At 73.6% G+C, this 19,045-nt stretch carries 17 protein-coding genes; 9 read left to right on the forward strand and 8 right to left on the reverse strand.

What is annotated here, in order from left to right:
* Complete coding sequence (locus VH969_RS16505) at positions 1–3,483, reverse strand: non-ribosomal peptide synthetase (protein WP_331975029.1); 3,483 nt, start codon at positions 3,481–3,483, stop codon at positions 1–3.
* Between the two features lie 702 nt (positions 3,484–4,185).
* On the opposite strand from VH969_RS16505, the gene VH969_RS16510 reads away from it, so the two are divergent.
* Entirely contained in the window at positions 4,186–5,262 is a 1,077-nt protein-coding gene (locus VH969_RS16510) for a molybdopterin-dependent oxidoreductase (RefSeq protein ID WP_331975031.1), read from the forward strand.
* 2 nt (positions 5,263–5,264) lie between these two features.
* On the opposite strand, the gene VH969_RS16515 is transcribed toward VH969_RS16510, so the two are convergent.
* The 3 genes from VH969_RS16515 to VH969_RS16525 all read right to left on the reverse strand — a co-directional run bounded on the left by VH969_RS16515 (position 5,265) and on the right by VH969_RS16525 (position 7,297).
* Positions 5,265–6,230 (reverse strand): NADPH:quinone reductase, encoded by a 966-nt coding sequence (locus VH969_RS16515; protein ID WP_331975033.1) that lies wholly within the window; start codon positions 6,228–6,230, stop codon positions 5,265–5,267.
* A gap of 1 nt (position 6,231) precedes the next feature.
* Positions 6,232–6,630, reverse strand: coding sequence for a cupin domain-containing protein (locus tag VH969_RS16520; protein ID WP_331975035.1), 399 nt, complete (start codon positions 6,628–6,630; stop codon positions 6,232–6,234).
* Positions 6,631–6,757: 127 nt separating this feature from the next.
* Positions 6,758–7,297 carry an Lrp/AsnC family transcriptional regulator gene (locus VH969_RS16525; RefSeq protein WP_331975037.1) on the reverse strand — a complete coding sequence of 180 codons (540 nt, stop codon included), beginning with the start codon at positions 7,295–7,297 and terminating at the stop codon, positions 6,758–6,760.
* 72 nt (positions 7,298–7,369) lie between these two features.
* Between VH969_RS16525 and VH969_RS16530 the strand changes: the two genes are divergently transcribed.
* The 5 genes from VH969_RS16530 to VH969_RS16550 all read left to right on the forward strand — a co-directional run bounded on the left by VH969_RS16530 (position 7,370) and on the right by VH969_RS16550 (position 13,128).
* The gene (locus tag VH969_RS16530; RefSeq protein WP_331975039.1) at positions 7,370–8,539 is read left to right on the forward strand and encodes an aminotransferase-like domain-containing protein; all 1,170 of its coding nucleotides are present in this window, start codon (positions 7,370–7,372) and stop codon (positions 8,537–8,539) included.
* Positions 8,540–8,556: 17 nt separating this feature from the next.
* Positions 8,557–9,171, forward strand: coding sequence for a methyltransferase domain-containing protein (locus tag VH969_RS16535; protein ID WP_331975041.1), 615 nt, complete (start codon positions 8,557–8,559; stop codon positions 9,169–9,171).
* A 189-nt stretch (positions 9,172–9,360) separates the two neighbouring features.
* A complete protein-coding gene (locus tag VH969_RS16540; protein WP_331975043.1) occupies positions 9,361–10,221 on the forward strand; it encodes a class I SAM-dependent methyltransferase in 861 nt (286 codons plus the stop codon).
* A 14-nt stretch (positions 10,222–10,235) separates the two neighbouring features.
* Entirely contained in the window at positions 10,236–11,483 is a 1,248-nt protein-coding gene (locus tag VH969_RS16545; RefSeq protein ID WP_331975084.1) for an APC family permease, read from the forward strand.
* Positions 11,484–11,532: 49 nt separating this feature from the next.
* Positions 11,533–13,128: a serine/threonine-protein kinase gene (locus VH969_RS16550; RefSeq protein ID WP_331975046.1), complete on the forward strand. Its 1,596-nt coding sequence runs from the start codon at positions 11,533–11,535 to the stop codon at positions 13,126–13,128.
* A gap of 8 nt (positions 13,129–13,136) precedes the next feature.
* Here the strand turns inward: VH969_RS16550 and VH969_RS16555 are convergent, their stop codons facing one another.
* The 3 genes from VH969_RS16555 to VH969_RS16565 form a co-directional block, all read right to left on the reverse strand.
* Positions 13,137–13,571 carry a DUF1707 SHOCT-like domain-containing protein gene (locus VH969_RS16555; RefSeq protein WP_331975048.1) on the reverse strand — a complete coding sequence of 145 codons (435 nt, stop codon included), beginning with the start codon at positions 13,569–13,571 and terminating at the stop codon, positions 13,137–13,139.
* Positions 13,561–14,406 carry a DMT family transporter gene (locus VH969_RS16560; RefSeq protein WP_331975050.1) on the reverse strand — a complete coding sequence of 282 codons (846 nt, stop codon included), beginning with the start codon at positions 14,404–14,406 and terminating at the stop codon, positions 13,561–13,563. Before VH969_RS16560 ends, VH969_RS16555 begins: the two co-directional genes overlap by 11 nt.
* Before the next feature lie 67 nt (positions 14,407–14,473).
* Positions 14,474–15,058, reverse strand: coding sequence for a TetR/AcrR family transcriptional regulator (locus VH969_RS16565; protein WP_331975052.1), 585 nt, complete (start codon positions 15,056–15,058; stop codon positions 14,474–14,476).
* A 51-nt stretch (positions 15,059–15,109) separates the two neighbouring features.
* On the opposite strand from VH969_RS16565, the gene VH969_RS16570 reads away from it, so the two are divergent.
* Positions 15,110–15,940: a class I SAM-dependent methyltransferase gene (locus tag VH969_RS16570; protein ID WP_331975054.1), complete on the forward strand. Its 831-nt coding sequence runs from the start codon at positions 15,110–15,112 to the stop codon at positions 15,938–15,940.
* A gap of 53 nt (positions 15,941–15,993) precedes the next feature.
* Here the strand turns inward: VH969_RS16570 and VH969_RS16575 are convergent, their stop codons facing one another.
* On the reverse strand, positions 15,994–16,809 hold the full coding sequence (locus VH969_RS16575; RefSeq protein WP_331975056.1) for a hypothetical protein: 816 nt from the start codon (positions 16,807–16,809) through the stop codon (positions 15,994–15,996).
* A 469-nt stretch (positions 16,810–17,278) separates the two neighbouring features.
* On the opposite strand from VH969_RS16575, the gene VH969_RS16580 reads away from it, so the two are divergent.
* Both VH969_RS16580 and VH969_RS16585 read left to right on the forward strand, forming a co-directional pair.
* Positions 17,279–18,043, forward strand: a complete 765-nt coding sequence (locus VH969_RS16580; RefSeq protein WP_331975086.1) for an EI24 domain-containing protein — start codon at positions 17,279–17,281, stop codon at positions 18,041–18,043.
* A 34-nt stretch (positions 18,044–18,077) separates the two neighbouring features.
* Positions 18,078–19,031, forward strand: coding sequence for a polyphosphate kinase 2 family protein (locus VH969_RS16585; protein ID WP_331975058.1), 954 nt, complete (start codon positions 18,078–18,080; stop codon positions 19,029–19,031).
* Positions 19,032–19,045: the final 14 nt, after the last annotated feature.

Genomic DNA, 19,045 nt, shown 5'->3' on the forward strand with positions numbered 1-19,045 from the left:
TCATGTTCTCCTGGCCCGGCCGGCCGTCCGGCGCCGGCCGCGGCGGGCCGCACCACGCTCGGCGGCACCCGACACCACGGCGCGGTCGGCCTGGCCGTCGAGGAACGCGGCCAGCGCGCGCACGGTCGGGTAGCTGAACAGGTCGACCACCCGTGGCTCGCCGGGCAGCAGCTTCGCCAGGGACACCAGGTCCATGGACGTGCCGCCGAGGTCGAAGAAGTTCTGGGTCACGCCGACGGACTCCCGCCGCAGCACCGCGCACCACGCGGCGGCCACGACCCGCTCGGTCGGCCCGCCGGGCGGCTCGGCCGGCTCGGCGCGGACCGGCTCGGTACTCGGCACCGGCTCCGCGGTCAGGCCCGCCCGCAGCGTGCCGAGCTGCGGGATCGCGAACGAGCCGACCGGGGCGAGCGGGTCGGCCAGCGCGGCGTCGAGCAGGTGGACGAGCGCGGCCAGCATCGTCTCGATCCGTTGCGCGGCAAATAGATCCGGGTTGTAGACGAGCTCGAAGCGCATCCGCCCGTCGCGTTCGACCAGGTAGGTGGTGAGGTCGAACGGCGAGCCCGGCACGCCGGGCGGCAGCGGCTCGACCCGGATGCCCGGCAGCTCCAGCGGCGCCTGGGCGAAGTTGTAGACGTTGAACAGCACCTGGACGAGCGCGCCGCGGGACGGGTCGCGCGGCAGGGTCAACGCGTCCACGATCTGCTCGAGGGGTGCGTCCGGGTGCGCCAGCGCGTCGAACAGCTCGTCGCGGCAACCGGTGACCAGCTCGACGAAGGTGCTGTCGCCGGTGCGGCCCAGCCGCAGCGGCACGATGTCGACGAAGAAGCCGATCAGGTCGGCGAACGCGGCGTGCCGGCGGTCCGCGACCGGCGAGCCGATGACCACCTCGTCCCGGCCGGCCACGCGGCGGAGCAACTCGCCGTACGCGGCGAGCACCACGGTCGACGGGGTCGCGCCCAGCTCCGCGGCGAGCGCCCGGATCGCCGCGTCGGTGGCCGGGCGCAGGTCGGCGGCCGCGAACTCGCCCGCGTAGCTCTGCTCGGCCGGGCGCGGGTGGTCGCGCGGCAGGTCGAGCACGGTCGGCGCGCCGCCGAGGTGCCCGGTCCACCACGCCAGGTCGTCCTTGCCACGCCGGCCGGACCGCTCCTCGCGCCAGGCGACGTAGTCGGCGAACGCGGCGGGCAGTGGCGGCCGCACCGTGCCGGCGTACGCGGCGGCCAGCTCCTGGTAGAGGATCCGCTCGGACCAGCCGTCGAACACCGCGTGGTTCGCCGTGATCGCCAGGACGTGCTCCGTCGCGCCGAGCCGCAGCAACCGCGCCCGCAGCAGCCCGCCCGCGGCGAGGTCGAACCGCGTACCGGCCTCGGCGTGCAGCCGGTCGCGCACCACCCGCTCGCGCTCGTCGGCGGGCAGGGAGCTGAGGTCCTCGACCGGCAGCGGCACCTCGGCGACCGGGCCGAGAACCGCGTACGGGTGGCCGCCCTCGTGCGGCACCCGCCAGCGCAGCACGTCGTGCCGCGCCACCACCTCGACGAGCGCGCGGCGCAATGCGTCGAGGTCGAGGTGCCCGTGCAGCCGCTGCGCGAGCGCGATGTTGTACGCGGCGGCGTCCGGGGCGAGCTGGTCGAGGAACCACAGCCGGCGCTGGGCCGCGGACAACGCCGGCGGGTTCCCGGTCGGCAGGTCTGTACCGTCCACATCGGACAGCTCGGCGGCGGCCGCGACCCGCTTGGCGAGCCCGCCGAGCGTGCGGGCGGCGAACACGTCCTCGACCGCGACGTCGCGGCGCAGCTGCTGGCGCAGCGCGGCGACCAGGCGCATGGCCGCGAGCGAGTGCCCGCCGCCGGCGAAGAAGTCGTCCTCGGCGGACACGGCCGGCACGCCGAGCACGTCGCACCAGATGACGACGACCTCCGCGGGCACGCCCGGCACGTCCGCGACTCCGGCGGGCAGCTCCGCCGTCAGGCCGGCCACCAGCGCGGCCACGTCCACCTTGTCCGACGGGGTCAGCGGCAGCTCGGCGAGCCGGCGGAAGCGGGTCGGCACCATGACGGCCGGCAGCCGGGCGGTGAGGTAGTCGCGCAGCTCGGCGTCGTCCGGCGCGTTCGCCGGCGTGACGAACGCGGCCAGGCTCACCTCGGTCCGGCCGGGCACGGCGGCCACCACCGCGTGCCCGACGTCCGGGTGCGCCCGTACGGCCGCCTCGACCTCGGCCAGCTCCACCCGCTGGCCACGCACCTTGACCTGGCGGTCGGTGCGGCCGTGGAACCGCAGCTGCCCGTCGGCGCCCCAGCTGACCAGGTCGCCGGAGCGGTAGAGGCGCTCGCCGGGCACCGCGCCGAACGGGTCGGGCACGAAGCGGTCGGCGGTGAGGCCGGGCGCACCGAGGTAGCCCCGGCTGACACCGGGCCCGCCGATCAGCAGCTCGCCCGGGACCTCCGGCGGCACCAGGCGGAGGTCCTCGTCGACCACGTACAGGCGGTGGTTGAGCATCGGGCGGCCGATCGGGATCGGCGTGTGCCACTCGCCGGACACGACGAACCCGGCGACCGCGACGGTGGTCTCGGTCGGGCCGTAGCCGTTCATCAGCCGCCGTCCGTTCGCGGTCCAGCGGGCCACCTGCTCGGGGCCGGGCGCCTCGGCCCCGGTCACGACCGCGCGCACGAGCGGCAGGTCGGCCGGGTCGAGGAGCGGGAGCAGCGCGGGCGCCACCTCGGCCCAGGTCACCTCGTGGGCGACCAGGAAGCGGCGCAACCGGTCCGGGTCCGCCCGGTCGGCCTCGGCGGCGAGCTGCACGGACGCGCCGACCATGAGCGCCACCAGCAGCTCCAGCACCGACACGTCGAAGGCGATCGACGTGATCGCGAGCGCCCGCGCGCCGTGCTCCATCCGGCCACGCTCGCGGATGCCGGTCATGAACGCCGCCACGTTGGCGTGGCTGACGACGACGCCCTTGGGCCGGCCGGTCGAGCCGGACGTGTAGATGACGTAGGCCGCGTTCGCCGGCACGGCCGGGCAGGTGAAGTCGTCCCGCCCCGCATCCGGAAGGTCGACCATGGACACGTCGGTACCGGCGAACACGGAGCGGCCGGCGGCGTCGGCGACCACGCACGTCACGCCCGCGTCCCGCGCGGTGTCGGTCAGCCGCAACGCCGGCAGATCGGGGTCGAGGGGAACGTAGGCGCCGCCGGACAGCAGCACGCCGACGAGTGCCACGAGCAGTCCGGGATGCCGCCCGACGCAGATGCCGACCCGGTCCTCGGGCCGGATGCCGGCCGCGTGCAGCGTCGCGGCGAGCCGGCGGGCGGCGGCCAGCAGCTCCGCGTAGGTGAGCTCGGTGTCCCACTGGCGCACGGCGACGGCGTCCGGCTGCGCCGTGGCGGTCGCGGCGATCAGCTCGCCCACGGTGCCGTCCGGGATGCCCGGCCGGTCGGCGACCATCCACTCCGGAGGTACCGCGGACAACGGGGCCGCGCTCATCGGGCCGGCTCCGCCGGGACGGCGGTGGTGCGCGGCAGGGCGCGCGCTCGCCGTTGGCTGCGGGCCCGGCTGGCTAAGTTGCCGGCCGACTCGTCGCCCGTCATCGCGCGACCTCCGCCGGGTCGCCCGGGCGCGGCGACGTGTCTCGCCGAACCTGCCATGAAGTTCCGGGTAGCCCGGTCGTACGCTCCGGCAGCTCGGCTAATGACAGCGTCATCATCCCCTTGGATTGCTCGGCCGTACGCACGGAAAAGCGGCCCGTGCGCGCTCGGGCAACCCTGGCTTGTTATGGCTCGTTAATGTCCAACCGAGTCGGACTCTAACCGTTTGCAACGCCGCGAGACAAGCGATCCGCGCGGGTGTCATATCCGCCGGAAGATCGGCGATCCGCGCCATTCTGTGCGCCGATCAGCCGGTCCCGTCTACTCCGGTCGGCGGTACCTCGGCGGTAGCCGTAACCCGGAATGGTTGCGAAGTAACCAAATGCGTGACTCGGGGTGATCGCAGGCGCCACTTCGGACTCCGGTCACCGGTCCCGGGGCGCGGGCGTCGACCGCTCGGGTGGTGGTCCGGCAATCGAGCGCGGGCGCCCTTTTCGCCGACGCGAAATAAGCGTTTGCCGGATTTATGTCGTTTTGCACGTGGCACCGCCGAGCCGGTGCCGCCTTTCCCGCTCGGCCGGCGGCGCTTACCGTCGGCACCATGGCCTCGAGGACCGTCCGCGGCGATCGCCCGCGTCCGCGGGGCCCGCTCGCCACCGCCTGGCGCGGTCCGGCCGGGCGGGTGACGAACCTGGCGCTGCTGACCGCGCTGCTGCTGGCGTTCGCCACCGGCCTCGGCGCGGTCGCGACGGGCTCCGCCACCGGCCGGTGGGTCGTCATCGCCCACGGGATCGTGGCGATGGCGGTCGTGCTGCTGGTGCCGTGGAAGGGTCGCGTCGTGCGGCGCGGGCTGCGCCGCCACCGGCTGACCCGCTGGCTGTCGCTGCTGCTCGCGGGCCTCGTGGTGACGACGCTGCTCGCCGGCCTCGGCTACACGACCGGGCTCGTGCGCACCGTCGGCGGCGTGCTCGTGATGTGGATCCACGTCGCCGCCGCGCTCGTGCTGCTTCCCCTCGCCGTCTGGCACGCCATCGCCCGGCGGCCCCGGCCACGCCGCGCGGACCTGTCCCGCCGCTCGCTGCTGCGGGCAGGCCTGTTCACGGGTGCCGCGGCCGGCCTGTACCTCGCGCAGACCGCGGTCGTCACCGTCGCCGGCCTGCCCGGCAGCCGGCGGCGCTTCACCGGCTCCTACGAGGCCGGCTCGTTCGACGCCGCCGCGATGCCCAGCTACTCGTGGCTCGACGACACCACCCCGGTCGTCGACCCGGACCGCTGGCGCCTCGCCGTCGACGACGGCCGCACGACGCGTTCGCTCGCACTCGCGGACCTGGCCGCGTTCGGCACGCGCGTGCGCGCCACGCTCGACTGCACGTCCGGCTGGTATGCCGAGCACGACTGGGCCGGCGTCCCGGTCCGCGCACTGCTCCCCCACCCCGGCGAGGCACGCAGCGTGCTCGTCCGGTCCAGCACCGGCTACTGGATCCGCTTGCCCGTCGCCGACCTCGACCGCCTGCTGCTCGCCACGACGATCGACGGCAAGCCCCTACGCCCCGGCCACGGCTACCCGGTCCGACTCGTCGCGCCCGGCCGCCGTGGCTTCTGGTGGGTCAAGTGGGTCGACCGGCTCGAGCTCAGCCGAACGCCGTGGTGGTGGCAGTCGCCGTTCCCGCTCACCTGAGCTCACATCACGAGGACGAGCTTGCCGCGCGTGCCGGGTGCGAGGACACGCCGGTGTGCCTCGGCGGCCTCCCGCAGCGGCAGCTCGTCGCCGACGACGGGCGCGAGCGTCCCGGAACCGAGCTTGGCCGCGACCGCGGCGAGGGCGGCGGCCGACTCGGCCGCGGTCGCGTTCCACAGGGCGGTGCCGTGGATCGTGGCCTCCTTGCGCATCGTGAGGCGCGGGGTGAAGTCGAGCGAGCCGCGGCTGCCGACGACGACGATCCGGCCGTACCGCGCGACGACCTCGAGGTCGTGGCCGAGGTTGACGTCGGCCAGCATCTCGACGATCACGTCCGGCGCCAGGTCGGCGAGCTCATCGAGGTAGCCGGCGGACGTGTGGTCGAGGACGTGGTGCGCGCCGGCCGCGCGGACGAGCTCCGCGCCTGCCGGGCTGCCCGCGGTACCGATCACGGTCGCGCCGGCGTCGCGCGCGAGCTGCGTGGCGGGCAGACCGACACCGCCGCTCGCACCGTGGATCAGCACGGTTTCGCCGGGCTGGAGGGCGGCCTTCTGGAACAGTGCGCGCCACGCCGTCGCGCACGGGACGCCGATCGCGGCGCCCTGCCGGAAGGTCAGCGAGCCCGGCAGCGGCCGCACGTCGGCGGCGGCGGTGACGGCGAGCTCCGCGTAGGCGCCGGAGAACCCCGGCGTGCCCAGCGAGCTCACGAAGACCCGGTCGCCGGGCGACACGGACACGACCCCCGCGCCGACCGCGTCGACCACGCCGGCGCCGTCGAAGCCCGGCGTGTACGGCAGCTCCGGGGTGAAGAACGCGTAGTGGCCGGTGCGGACGTAGGTGTCGGCGGGGTTGACGCCCGCGGCGTGCAGCCGGACGCGCACCTGCCCGGCGGCCGGCTCGGGATCGGGCAGCTCCGCGTACTCGAGCACGTCCTCCGCGCCGAACGCCGTGACCCGGACCGCGTGCACGTCAGTCGCCGGCCTGCTTGCGGGCGTGGTCGAGCAGCGACTTGCGCGGCGGGTTGAACACGTCGATCTCGCGGCACGTCGTGTCCCTGGTCTGCGCGCCGTGCGGCACCCATGACGGGATCACGGCGACGTCGCCCGCGCGCATCGTGCGGGTCTCCCCGTCCAAGGTGAACTCGAACTCGCCCTCGAGGACGATCGTGATCTGCTCCTCCTCGTGGACGTGCAGCGGGGCGGTCGTGTGCTCCGCGAAGTCCACGAAGTTGACCATGGTGTTCGGCGCGAGCACCGGCCGGAACTCCAGGCCCTCGACGAACTCGACGGCCTCGACGTCGCCGACGGTCACGTAGCGGCCGGGCGCGGTCGGCGTGCCACTGGCCTCGGTGCTGAAGTGCTCGGTCATGGCAGTTCCGCCTCCCCGGGATCAACCCTGTTGGTCGCCTTTGATCGAATCAGTGCGGTCGAGCACGTACCTGTGGCTCTGTCGCGTCCCGGTCCCCTTGGCTGCGGTTGGGGAGCGCACGGTCCTGTCACGGTTCCTCCCGGTGCGGCGTCGTCGAAGTGGCTGCCAGGCTGGTCAGTACCCGCTTGGCGAAGTTGTCGGGTGTGTAGGCGTAGAGGACGAGCGCGGTCTCGGTGTGCCGGATGCCGGGCAGGGCGAGCAGGCGTTCGAAGTACACCTCGTTGAGGTGGTCCTGGTCGCGCACCCGCAGCCGCACCTGCAGGTCGTCCTTGCCGGTCACCAGGTCGACGGCCTCGACCTCGGGGATCTGCACGACCTTCCGCGCCAGCTCGCGCTGGTTGTCGCTGCGCTCGGAGGCGATGCCGACGACGACCGTGAGCGACCGGCCGAGCAGCGCGTAGTCGAGCTCCGCGCGGTAGCCCCGGATCACGCCGAGCGACTCGAGCCGGCCGATCCGATCGGCGACCGCGGGCGGCGACATGCCGACCGCCCGGGCGATCGCGCGCTGGGATAGCCGGGCGTCGCCGGAGAGGTACTCGAGGATCTGCACGTCCGTCTCGTCGAGGCGCGGCGGCAGCGGCACGGAAATCTCCTTGTCGATTGACACGTCGCGAGCAATCATAGACTGACGAACGTAAGACTCAAGCCGATCAAGACCGTACGTTTGCGAGGATGGGTCGTGAAGTACGCAGACCGGGTGCGCCGAGTCGTGCCCTCCGCGATCAGGGACCTGCTGCGGCACGGGGCCGACCCGCGGATCATCTCCTTCGGCGGCGGCTACCCGGATCCGGCGCTGTTCCCCATGGCCGAACTGCGCGCGGTCTACGACGAGCTGCTCGCCGGGAACCCGTTGTCCTTGCAGTACTGCCCGTCCGACGGGCTGCCGGAGCTGCGCGAGCACGTGGCCAAGCGGCTCGCCGCCGACGGCATCGACCGCGGCGCGGACGACGTGCTGATCATCCAGGGCGCGCAGCAGGGCCTCGACCTCGCCGGGAAGCTCGTGCTGAACCCGGGCGACACGGTGGTCACGGAGAACCCGACGTTCCTCGGCGCGCTGATTGCGTTCAACCCGTTCGAGCCGGACTACGCGCCCGTGCGCACCGACGAGTCCGGAATGGACACCGACGACCTCGCACGCGTGCTGGCCGGGTCGCCACGGGCTCGGTTGCTGTACACCGTGCCGGAGTTCCAGAACCCGACCGGCGTGACGATGAGCCTCGAGCGCCGGCGCCGGCTCATCGAGCTGGCAAACGAGTACGACCTGCTGGTCGTCGAGGACACCCCGTACCGCGCGCTGCGCTACGACGGCGAGCACCTGCCGACGCTGAAGAGCCTCGACACCGAGGGGCGGGTCGTGCACCTCGGCAGCTTCTCCAAGATCCTGGCGCCGGGCATGCGTCTCGGCTGGGCCGTGGCCGACGGCGACGTGCTGGAGAAGCTGGGGCTGCTCAAGCTCGCCGCGGACACGCAGTGCAGCACGCTCAACATGGCGGCCGTGTCGCTGTACCTGGACCGCTACGACATCGACGCGCACATCGTCACGATGCGCGATGCGTACCGGCACAAGCGCGACCTGATGCTGGGCATCCTCGACGACGCCTTCCCCGGCACCGTCCGGCACACGACCCCGCAGGGCGGCCTGTTCACCTGGCTCACGTTCCCGTCCGGCTTCGACACGGTGGCGTTCATGCGCGACGTCGCGCTGCCCGAGGCGCGCGTGGCGTACGTGCCGGGCACGACGTTCTTCCCGACGGAGCCGGAACACAACCACGCGCGGCTGAACTTCTCCGGCCTGCCGGACGATCGCATCAACGACGGCCTGACCCGGCTGGCCGCGCACCTGCGGTAGCCGTCAGAGTAGGCGCCATGACCGGACACCCGGTGTTCGCCGCGTTGTACGACAGGATGAACGGCGCCGCCGAGCGCGAGATCTTCGCGCCGCTGCGGGCCCGCCTGCTCGCCGACCTGCCCGGCGTCGTGCTCGACGTCGGCGCCGGCACGGGCGCGAACCTCCCGCACTTCCGTGCCGCCACGCGGGTGCACGCGGTCGAGCCCGACCCGGCGATGCGGACCCGCCTCACCGCGAAGCTCGACCAGGCGGCCGTGCCCGTGGACGTCACCGCCGCGCCGGCGGAGACGCTGCCGTTCGCGGACGCCGCCGTGGACGCGGTCGTCTTCACGCTCGTGCTCTGCTCGGTCGCCGACCAGGCGAAGACCCTCGCCGAGGCGCGGCGCGTGCTCAAGCCGGGCGGCCGGCTCGCGGTTCTCGAGCACGTCCGCAACACCGGCGGCCACGCACGCTGGCAGCGCCTCGCGACCCCGCTGTGCATCTGGCTGGCCGGCGGCTGCCACCCCAACCGCGACACCCCCACCGCGATCGAGCAGGCGGGCTTCACCTTCGAGGAACGCGAGATCCTCGACCCGCTTCCCAAGATCGTGCCGACCCGCCCCTGGCTCTACGCGACGGCCTCCGTGCGCTGACCGAACAGGTCAGGCGGCCCGCGGTGGAGAAGTCGCAGAGGTTCGCCGGTCGGGGCGGCCGGTCGCAGCTGATCTTCACCGCGCCCGCGGCCCACCGCAGCGCGGCGAGGATCGTGGTGCCCGACCGGTCCCGGCACAGCGGAGACAAAACATGGCGGGCGCGCCTGGGCAGATCAGTAAGGTCGTCCCGTGGAACCAGGTGGGGAGGTGTCCGCGCTGCGGGCGCTCATGGACGGTGACCAGGCGCGGGCACGGGCGGAGCTCGCCGCCCGGGTGCGGCGGCCGCTGCTCAACGCCGCGCTCGCCGCGTACCTCGCGGGCGAGGGCGGCGGGCGGGTGTACGACCAGCCGGCCGCGTTCACGGCGTTCATCCGGGGTGGCGGCAACATCCGGCTCTACGACGCGACCACCGCCGCGCTCGCCGAGCGGTACGACCGTTTCGGCGTGCGCTCGCTCGTGGACCTCGGGTGCGGGGACGGCCGGGCGCTCGTCCCGGCGCTGGCGGCGTCCGGCCACTGCCCCGCGGTGACCTTGGTCGAACCGTCGCCCGCGTTGCTCACCCAAGCAAGTTCGGCGCTCGACGGGTACGGCGGGGCGGTCACGGCGCACGCCACCGATGCCACCACGTTCGCCACCGGAACGGCCGGTGGGTTCGACCTCGCCGAGTCCACTTTCGCCCTGCACGCGCTGCCGCACGAGGAACGCGCGGCGATGCTGACCGCGCTGCGCGGGCACGTCGGCCACCTCGTGCTCGCGGAGTTCGACGTGCCCGGCCACCCGCCCGGCAGCACCGAGCACCTCACGTTCCTCGCCGACACCTACGAGCAGGGTCTCGCCGAGTACGGCGCCGACCGGGACCTCGTGGCACAAGGGTTCCTCATGCCCGTCCTCGCCGGGCAGCTCGCACCCGGCGCCACGCGGAGCACCTGGGAGCAGCCGGCCACGGCGTGGGCCGACCAGCTCACCGCGTGCGGTTACCGCAACGTCGTGGTCGAGCCCCTGTGCGACTACTGGTCCTCCCCCGCGTTCGTCCTCACCGCCGACGCGTGACGGACGGGTCGCACATGGACGGTCGGCTCGCGCGGCGCCTGGGCACGGGCGACGCCGTGGTCATCGGGCTCGGGGCGATGATCGGGGCAGGCGTGTTCGCCGCGTTCGGGCCGGCGGCGCGGGCGGCCGGCTCCTGGCTGCTCGCCGGCCTCGTGCTCGCCGCCGTGGTCGCCTACTGCAACGCCACCGCCTCGGCGCAGCTGGCCGCCGCGTACCCGACCTCCGGCGGCACCTACATCTACGGCCGCGAGCGCCTCGGCCACTGGTGGGGCTTCACGGCCGGGTGGGGATTCGTCGCCGGCAAGACCGCCTCGTGCGCGGCGATGGCACTCACCTTCGCGTCCTACGCCGTGCCCGGTCCGGTGTGGACGCAACGCGCGGCGGCGGTGGCCGCGGTGCTGGCCCTCGCCGCCCTCAACTACCGGGGCGTCACCAAGACCGCGCTGCTGACCCGCATCCTGGTCGCCGCGAGCCTGACCGCCCTGGCCGTCGTGGTCGTCGGCATCGCGGCCGGCGGCCACGCCGGTGCCGCGAACCTCGCCGGGCCGGCGCCGAACGCCTACGGCGTCTTCCAGTCCGCGGGGCTGCTGTTCTTCGCCTTCGCCGGCTACGCGCGCATCGCCACCATGGGTGAGGAGGTCCGCGATCCGCGGCGCACGATCCCGCGCGCCATCCCCATCGCGCTGCTGATCACCGTCGCGGTCTACGTCGTGGTCGGCTTGGCGGCGCTGCTCGCGGCGGGCCCGGAGCGGCTGGCCTCGGCCACCGCCCCGCTGGTCGCCGCCGTTCGCGCCGCGGGCGCCGGCGCGCTCGCGCCGGTAGTGCACGTCGGGGGCGCGGTCGCGGCGCTCGGCGCGCTGCTGGCGCTGATCGCGGGTGTCGGCCGCACCTGCCTCGCCATGGCCCGCCACCGTGACCTGCCCGCCTGGCTCGCCGCCGTCCACCCCCGCTTCCTGGTGCCACACCACGCCGAGGTCGCGCTCGCCGTCGTGGTCTGCGTGCTCGTCGCCACGACGGATCTGCGCGGCGTGATCGGCTTCTCCTCGTTCGGCGTGCTGATCTACTACGCGATCGCCAACACGGCCGCGTACACGCAGCCCCCGGCCCAGCGGCGCTGGCCGCGGGCCCTGAACGTGCTGGGTGTCGCCGGCTGCCTGGCGCTGGTCGCGACGCTGCCGTGGCAGTCGGTCGTCGCGGGCGTGGGCATGTTCGCCGTCGGGCTGGCCGGCCGTGCGGCCGTGCGCGCACGATCCCGCGCCTGAACGGCGGTTTCCGTACGGATGCGGCCGCGCGGTTGCTAGGTTGTGCGCGATGTCGGAGCGAGGACATACCGGACGGCTCGTCGGCGGGCGGTTCGAGCTGCTGGAGCGGCTGGGCAGCGGGGGCATGGGGACGGTGTGGCGCGCCCGCGATCTGGAGCTGCACCGCGAGGTGGCGATCAAGGAGGTACGGCCTCCCGACGCCGCCCTCTACGAGCACAGCCCCGAACTGGCCGCGCAGCAACGGGAACGGGTCATGCGCGAGTCCCGCGCGCTCGCCCGGCTGCAGCACCCCAACGTCGTGTCGATCTACCAGATCCTCGAGAACGAGGGATCGCCGTTCCCGTGGATCGTCATGGAGCTGGTGCGCGGCACCTCGCTCGACGCCCGCCTGCGCCAGGGCCCGCTCGCACCGCAGGAGGCCGCGCGCATCGGGCGCGGGGTGCTGGGTGCGCTCCGGGCCGCGCACGCGGCCGGCATTCACCACCGCGACGTGAAGCCGGGCAACGTCCTGCTGCGACCGGACGGCAGCGCGGTGCTCACCGACTTCGGCATCGCCGCGCTGCGCGACTCGACCACGCTCACCGCGACCGGCGAGGTGATCGGCTCGCCGGAGTACATCGCGCCGGAGCGGCTGCACGGCGACGAGACGCAGACCGCCTCGGATCTGTGGTCGCTCGCGATGCTGCTCTACGTCGCCGTCGAGGGCTACCACCCGATGCGGCGGGCGAGCACGATGGCGACGCTCGCCGCGGTGATGACCGAGCCGGTGCCGCCACCCCGCCGGGCCGGATCGCTGACGTCCACCCTCACCTCGGTCCTCGTCCCCGACCCGGCCGCCCGGCCCAACGGCGAGCAGCTCGACCGGATGCTCGCCGCCGCCGAAGCCGGTGTGCCCTCCGGCCCGCAGTACCAGCAGCAGTTCCGGCCACCGCCCCGGTACCCGCAGCCGGCTGTGCCGAGCTACCAGCAGCCGCCCGAACCCCGACGCAACAAGGCCGGCCTCGTGGCGGCGGCGGTGTCGCTGGCCGCGGTCGTGGCGATCGCGGCCGCCGTGCTGATCATGACCCGAACGTTCGCGAAGGACGACACCGGCGGCACCACGAACGCCGGCAGCGGCGAGGGCACCACGACCAACACCGTCGGCTTCCCCGGCACGCAGGCCTCCCCCGCGCAGACGGTGCCCCCGCCCACGCCGGACGCCGCGGAGAACCTGCTCACCCCCGACGGCGCGCGGACCGCCGTCGCCGCGCTCACCGACGAGATGGGCGGCACCACGGTGTCCCAGCTCAACATCTACGGCGACTACGCGACGGCGACCGCACCGACCAAGGCGGTGGAGAACGGGTTCGACGCCTTCGAGTACCGCGACGGCGTGGCCGCCCGCACCGGAGCGGACGGCGTCGACGCCGACCAGGCCGTGCTCGACCTCGCCAAGGTCAACTGGGACGCGATACCCGCGCTGGCGAAGCGCGCCGCGAAGGACCTGCGCATCGACAAGCCGACCCTGCGCTACCTCGTCGTGCAGCCGGACCTCTTCGACGAGACCCCGGCGATGCTGTACTACCTCATCGACGACTACGGCGCGGGTTACGTCGAGGCCAACCTGGACGGCAAGGTGCTCAAGGTCTACCCACGAGGCAGCTGACCGTCCATTCAGGAGTCGCGGCGGCCGCCGCCCAGCCGGCCGAGCACGCCGAAGGCCATCGGGATGAGCAGCCACACCGGCCAGAAGTACTCGACATGGCCGTTGCCGATGCTCGTCGCGAGCCAGATCGCGGTGCAGATCACGAAGATGCCGCCGAAGCCGCCGAGCCACGCGCGGACGAGCTGGCCGGCGCGTGCGGAACGCTTCTCGGGCGGTGGCGCCGGCGTCGCCGCGGGCGCCGCGGCCGGCCGTGGGGCGGCGGACGTGCCGGGCAGGTCGTCGAGCAGCGCGTCCAGCTCGCCGTAGGTCTTGGCCGCGTACGCCTGCTGCAGGCGCTCGTCGTACTCGGCGAGATCCAGCCGACCCTCGTCGTGCGCCTGCTTCAGCTTCTCCGCCACGGCCTGGCGGTCACTGTCGCCGGCCCGCATCTCCTCACGGCCCATGTGATCCAGCATGCCAGCCCACCCGATCGCCGGTGCGCGCGAGGGCACCCAGCGCGGCGACCGCGACGAGCACCCCGATCGCGCACGGTGCCTGCCAGCCCGGCCGGATGCCGTCGCCCAGCAGCGCCATGCCCAGCGCACCCGCGGCGAGCATCTCCAGCCCCACGACGATCGCGGCGACCGCGCTCGCACCGCCGCGGCGCAACGCCAGCGCGAACATGACCGCGCCGATCGCGGCGAACGCCGGGATCGCATACGCGGCCGGCTGGCGGACGAGCTCGCTCAGCTCGTCGAGCCGCTGGTGCAGCGACCGGACCGCCACCGCGACGCAGCCGAACGCGAGCCCCGCGATCGCCGCGCGGCCGTCGGGGCTGCCGGTACGTACGGCGACCGGGATCGCGATCGCCATGGCCGCGAGCGCCACGACGAGCACGGTGTCGACGACCGAGGCGTCGACCGGCGCGTCGCCGGTGCTGCCGCTCGCCGCGACCACCCCGAGCCCGGCGACGCACGCGGCGGCGGCGGCGATCTGGTACCGCCCGGCGCGCGCCGTGGAAAGCACGTGCGCGCCGATGACCGTCAGCGCCACCTGGCTCGCGACGATCGCCTGGACCGCGAACACCGGCAGGTACCGCAGCGCGTAGGCGGACATCGCCCACCCGACGAGGTCCAGCGCGAGGCCGCCGACGTACCAGACGCGCGCCCGGCGGTGGCCCATGTCGCGCGCGCCGCGGGCCTGCACGAGCGTGGCGACGCTGGAGAGCACGGCCGAGAGCACGGCGGCGACGAACCCGAGCGCGACCATGCCCTCCTCCAGCCACCGATGATCAGACACCGATGATCTCAGCAGTTCGGCCGCGCGCCGGCGCTCAGCCCGGACCGCGGACTCGCCGCTGACCCCGTCACCTGACGCCGGCGAGGGCGGTCGTGACGACCTCGCGGACGGCCGCCCGCTCCGGCGGCACGCCGTCGCGGCCGGCGAACACCAGGTGCCCGGTGCCGATCAGCATGAGGGCGACGTTGTGGACGTCCGCGTCCGCGGCGATGCGACCCAGCTCGCGCTCGGCGGTGAGGTACGCGGTGATCATGGCCGCGCCCTCGTTCAGCACCGGGACGCCGTGCGGCCGGTCGCGGCGCAGCCGCCTGCGCAGCTCGTCGCGGGCGATGATGAGGCCGACGATCGACAGGGCGACCGAGCCGAACAGGTCGAGCAGCGCGTCGGTGAGGTGGTCGGCGACGGTGCCCGTGCCGGCGGCCTCGCGCAGCGTCGCGGTCTGCTTGTCGAACCGGGTGATCCGATCCTCGACGAGCTCGACGAGGAACGCGTCGAAGTCGTCGAAGTGCCGGTGCAGCACGCCCTTCGCGACGCCCGCCTCCGTGGTGACCGCGCGGCTGGTGAGCGCGTTCGGCCCGGCGTGGAGCAGGATGCGCTCGGCGGCGTCGAACAGCTTGCCGCGAACCTCGCGAATCGCCACGCCGGTGGGCACGCCGGCTCCCCTTCCTTGCCGAGTGGGCGCGTGCCCACTTAAAGTGGGCGCATGCCCACAGTACCGTCCGAACCCCAGCCGCATCGACACCGGGACGTCGCCGAGTCCTTCGGCGCGGACGCCGAGCGCTACGACCGCGCCCGGCCGGGCTATCCACGCGAGCTGGTCGACCGCATCGTCGCCGCCTCCCCCGGCCCCGACGTGGTCGACGTCGGCTGCGGCACGGGTATCGCCACCCGGCAGTTCGCGGCGGCCGGCTGCCGCGTGCTCGGCGTGGAGGTCGACGAGCGGATGGCCGAGCTCGCGCGCCGGGGCGGCCTCGACGTCGAGGTGTCCGCGTTCGAGACCTGGGACCCCGCGGGCCGGACCTTCGACGCGGTGATCGCCGCGCAGGCCTGGCACTGGGTCGACCCGCTCGCCGGTGCCGCGGTCGCGGTGCGGGCGCTGCGCCCCGGTGGCCGGCTCGCCGTGTTCTGGAACGTCTTCCGCGCGCCGGACGACATCGCCGCCGCGTTCGCCGCCGTCTACCGGCGGGTCGTGCCGGACCTGCCGTTCAAGCCGTGGGCGGGCCCGGCCATCGACCCCTACCGGTCGATGTTCGCCAAGACGGCCGACGGCATGCGCGCGGCGAACGCGTTCGGCGAGCCGGAGGAATGGTGGTTCGACTGGTCGCGGCCCTACACCCGCGACGAGTGGCTCGAGCAGGTGCCCACGCACGGCGGCCACAGCCGGTTCCCACAGTCCACACAGGACGAGCTGCTGGCCGGCATCGGCACCGCGATCGACGCCGCGGGCGGCGGCTTCACGATGGGCTACGACACGGTCGTGGTCACCGCGGCACGAAGCCAGCTCCGGTCCGGACGCGAAACGGCGGGAGGGTGACCACCCCCGATCCGGCGCCTCGAGGCCGGACAACGGGCAATGGAGCCAGCGGCTCAGACCCGCTGCGATCGCACCTCGACGAATGCCCTGATTCCGGCAACCATCCCGTCCAGCGGGACCGCCATCGTGGTACGGGTGGCGATTTCGCCGAGCACCTTCGCGGGGAGCTCGGCGCTGCCGGTGAGGTCGGCCGCCACCCAGGCGATGGTCCGGCTCGTCACCTTGGGCAGCCGCGCGAGCCCGTCGGCGATCGCCGTCAGCTGCGCGGCACCTGGTGAGCCGGCGTCGGCGCCCTCCTCGGCGGGCGCGGGCCGGCTGACCCGGCCCTCGGCCTGCTTGCGGAAAACCACGCTCTTCGCGGCCGGCAGCGCCACCAATGGCTCGGCGCACACCGTGCAGCCGGTGTCGTGCCGGCCGACCGGCCCGTGGACCGTGCAGCTCAGCCGGTCCTGCGCGGTGGTGAGGAACCAGAACGCCCAGCATGACTGGCAGCAGAACACGTCGGAGGTCGCGTCGTGCCACTGCTGCGCCAGGGCCGCCTCCTGCTCGCGGACCAGCCGCTGCGCGAACTCCTCGCGCCCGGCCGCCTCCCGCTCCGCGGCCTCCTCGATCTCGGCGGCCTGCGCGTGCAGCGACGCGTTGGCCACCAGCAGCTCCGCCTTGGCCTGGGTCAACTCGTCGACGAGCTCTCGAAGATCGCCCAGCTGCCGCTCGGCCCGGCCCAGCGCGATCCGGTGCCGCTCGCGTTGCCGGGCCTGCGCCTGCTCGGTGTCGTCCATGACGCGGTCGACCGCGACCGCCACCTCGCGCCGCACCGCGTGCTGAACCGGTGCGAACGCGAGCAGCCACGACCAGACCCGCCCGCCCATGCGGTCACCGTAGCGAGCCGGCCCAAGATCGACTAGTCGCCACCCCGCTCGATCAACCGGCGAGCCGTTTCGGTGGCGCCGTCCAGGCGCACCCGCGGGGCCAGCGCCCTGGCACGGCCGGCCACTTCGGACCGCAGGGCCGGTTCGAGCGCGGTCGCCATCGAGCCGCGGTCGGGATGCCTGGCGCGTGGGCGGACCCGACGCCGAGGTCGTGCACGCGGGCGGCTGGAACACCGTCCGGTCCGGGTCCGGCCACGGGCCCACTACCGGGTCGGCGGCCAGCTGCTCCGCCGGCGCCACCAGGGGCTGGACCTCACCGCGCGACCCGATCGTGGACACCGACACACGCAATTGGAGCTCCCTCGAAGGCCGGAACGCCCCGACGCCGGCGAATGACGCCGGCGATTTTTGAATGCGTGCCGAGCGCTACGTCGAGCTGGGCCGAGGCCCGGCTGGTAGAAGTATCGCCGTGCGGGACTTCGTGCGGGGCGTTCGGTTCTTCGGCCAGGGGCTGGTCATGATGCTGCGCTCGCCGCGGCTGCTGCTCATCGGCGCGTTGCCGGCGGTACTGACCGCGCTGCTCCTGCTGGGCGGCATGATCACGCTGTTCTACTGGCTCGACGACCTGTCGGCGCTGGTCACGCCGTTCGCGGACGGCTGGGGCGAGAGCGTGCGGACGGCCGTGCGGGTAGCGGCGGACGTCGTGCTCGCGGGCGGGGCGCTGGTGCTCGCGTTGCTCAGCTTCACGGCCCTGACGCTCGCGATCGGCGGACCGTTCTACGAGCACATCGCGGAGCAGGTCGAGGACGAGCTCGGCGGCGCGCCCGACCAGGTCGAGCTGTCGTGGTTGCGGCTGCTGTGGATGGGCCTGCGCGACGGCATCGTGCTGGTCCTGCGGTCGCTGCTGTACACGATCCCGCTTCTGGTGGCCGGCTTCGTCCCGGTGGTCGGGCAGACGGTCGTGCCGGTGGCGCTGGCGCTCGTCACCGCCTGGTTCCTCGCGCTCGAGCTCGTGTCCGTGCCGTTCTACCGGCGCGGCATGGACCTCCGGCAGCGCCGGGCCCTGCTCGCCGGGCGTCGGCCACTCGCGCTCGGGCTGGGCCTGCCCGCGTCGTTGCTGTGTGCGATCCCGCTGGCCGCCATCGTGGTCATGCCGGTGGCGTTCGCCGGCGGCGTCCTCGTGGCGCGCGAGACCCTGCGAAGCTCCATCGACGGTTTCACCCGCGCCGGGTGAGGTGCCGGGTTCGCGCACACGCATAGTCGCGAACATGGCCAACCAAGCGAAGCGCATCGCCGAGCTCATCGAACCGCTGCGGGTCGAGCCAGGATCCAGAGTCGACCTCGCCAAGGACTTCGACCCGCGCTACAAGCGACGCGGCTTGAAGAAGAAGCACGGCCGGGAGTTACTCGAAACCGGCATCGCCCTGCTCGCCGACTACCAGCGGCGGCTGGCGGCGCAGAACACCTACGGCGTGCTCCTGTGCCTCCAGGCGCTGGACGCGGGCGGCAAGGACGGGACCATCCGGCACGTCATGAGCGGCGTCAACCCGCAGGGCGTACACGTGAGCAGCTTCAAGGTGCCCTCGTCGGAGGAGCTCGACCACGACTACCTGTGGCGCTACGCCTGCCGCCTGCCCGCGCGCGGCGACATCGGCATCTTCAACCGGTCGCACTACGAGGAGGTCCTCGTCGTCCGGGTGCACCAGGAGAACCTCGACCGGCAGCGGCTGCCCGAGTCGGCCAAGAGCGGCAAGCTGTGGCACCGGCGGTACCGGGAGATCAACGAGTGGGAGCGGTACCTGACCGACAACGGCTTCAAGATCGTGAAACTGTTCCTCAACCTCTCGAAGGAAGAGCAGCGGACCCGGTTCCTCAGGCGGATCGACCGGCCGGACCGGAACTGGAAGTTCTCCTCGGCCGACGTCCGCGAGCGCAAGTTCTGGGACGACTACCAGAAGGCGTTCTCCGAGATGCTGTCGGCCACCAGCACCGAGCACGCGCCGTGGTACGTGATTCCCGCCGACCGCAAGTGGTTCGGGCGCATCTGCGCGGCCGCGGTGCTCGCGCACACGTTGATCGAGATCGATCCGCAGTACCCGACGGTGAGCGACGAGCGACGGCTCGACCTGCTCGCCGTGCGGCGGGAGCTCGAGGACGAGGCGCCCGAGGGCGCGGAGCGCGACCCGTACGCGGCCGGCCACGGCAAGAAGCGGAAGGCGTGACGATCGGAGGCCCG

It is taken from the genome of Actinophytocola sp. (assembly GCF_036555685.1).
In the GTDB taxonomy this organism is placed as follows: domain Bacteria; phylum Actinomycetota; class Actinomycetes; order Mycobacteriales; family Pseudonocardiaceae; genus Actinophytocola.

What these genes read in the sequence shown, in the direction of transcription:
- VH969_RS16545 (WP_331975084.1), top strand. Translation starts at nt 10,236, where the DNA reads ATGGACGGTCGGCTCGCGCGGCGCCTGGGCACGGGCGACGCCGTGGTC.
- VH969_RS16535 (WP_331975041.1), top strand. Translation starts at nt 8,557, where the DNA reads ATGACCGGACACCCGGTGTTCGCCGCGTTGTACGACAGGATGAACGGC.
- VH969_RS16505 (WP_331975029.1), bottom strand. Translation starts at nt 3,483, where the DNA reads ATGAGCGCGGCCCCGTTGTCCGCGGTACCTCCGGAGTGGATGGTCGCC.
- VH969_RS16550 (WP_331975046.1), top strand. Translation starts at nt 11,533, where the DNA reads ATGTCGGAGCGAGGACATACCGGACGGCTCGTCGGCGGGCGGTTCGAG.
- VH969_RS16585 (WP_331975058.1), top strand. Translation starts at nt 18,078, where the DNA reads ATGGCCAACCAAGCGAAGCGCATCGCCGAGCTCATCGAACCGCTGCGG.
- VH969_RS16510 (WP_331975031.1), top strand. Translation starts at nt 4,186, where the DNA reads ATGGCCTCGAGGACCGTCCGCGGCGATCGCCCGCGTCCGCGGGGCCCG.
- VH969_RS16520 (WP_331975035.1), bottom strand. Translation starts at nt 6,630, where the DNA reads ATGACCGAGCACTTCAGCACCGAGGCCAGTGGCACGCCGACCGCGCCC.
- VH969_RS16555 (WP_331975048.1), bottom strand. Translation starts at nt 13,571, where the DNA reads ATGGGCCGTGAGGAGATGCGGGCCGGCGACAGTGACCGCCAGGCCGTG.
- VH969_RS16570 (WP_331975054.1), top strand. Translation starts at nt 15,110, where the DNA reads ATGCCCACAGTACCGTCCGAACCCCAGCCGCATCGACACCGGGACGTC.
- VH969_RS16575 (WP_331975056.1), bottom strand. Translation starts at nt 16,809, where the DNA reads ATGGGCGGGCGGGTCTGGTCGTGGCTGCTCGCGTTCGCACCGGTTCAG.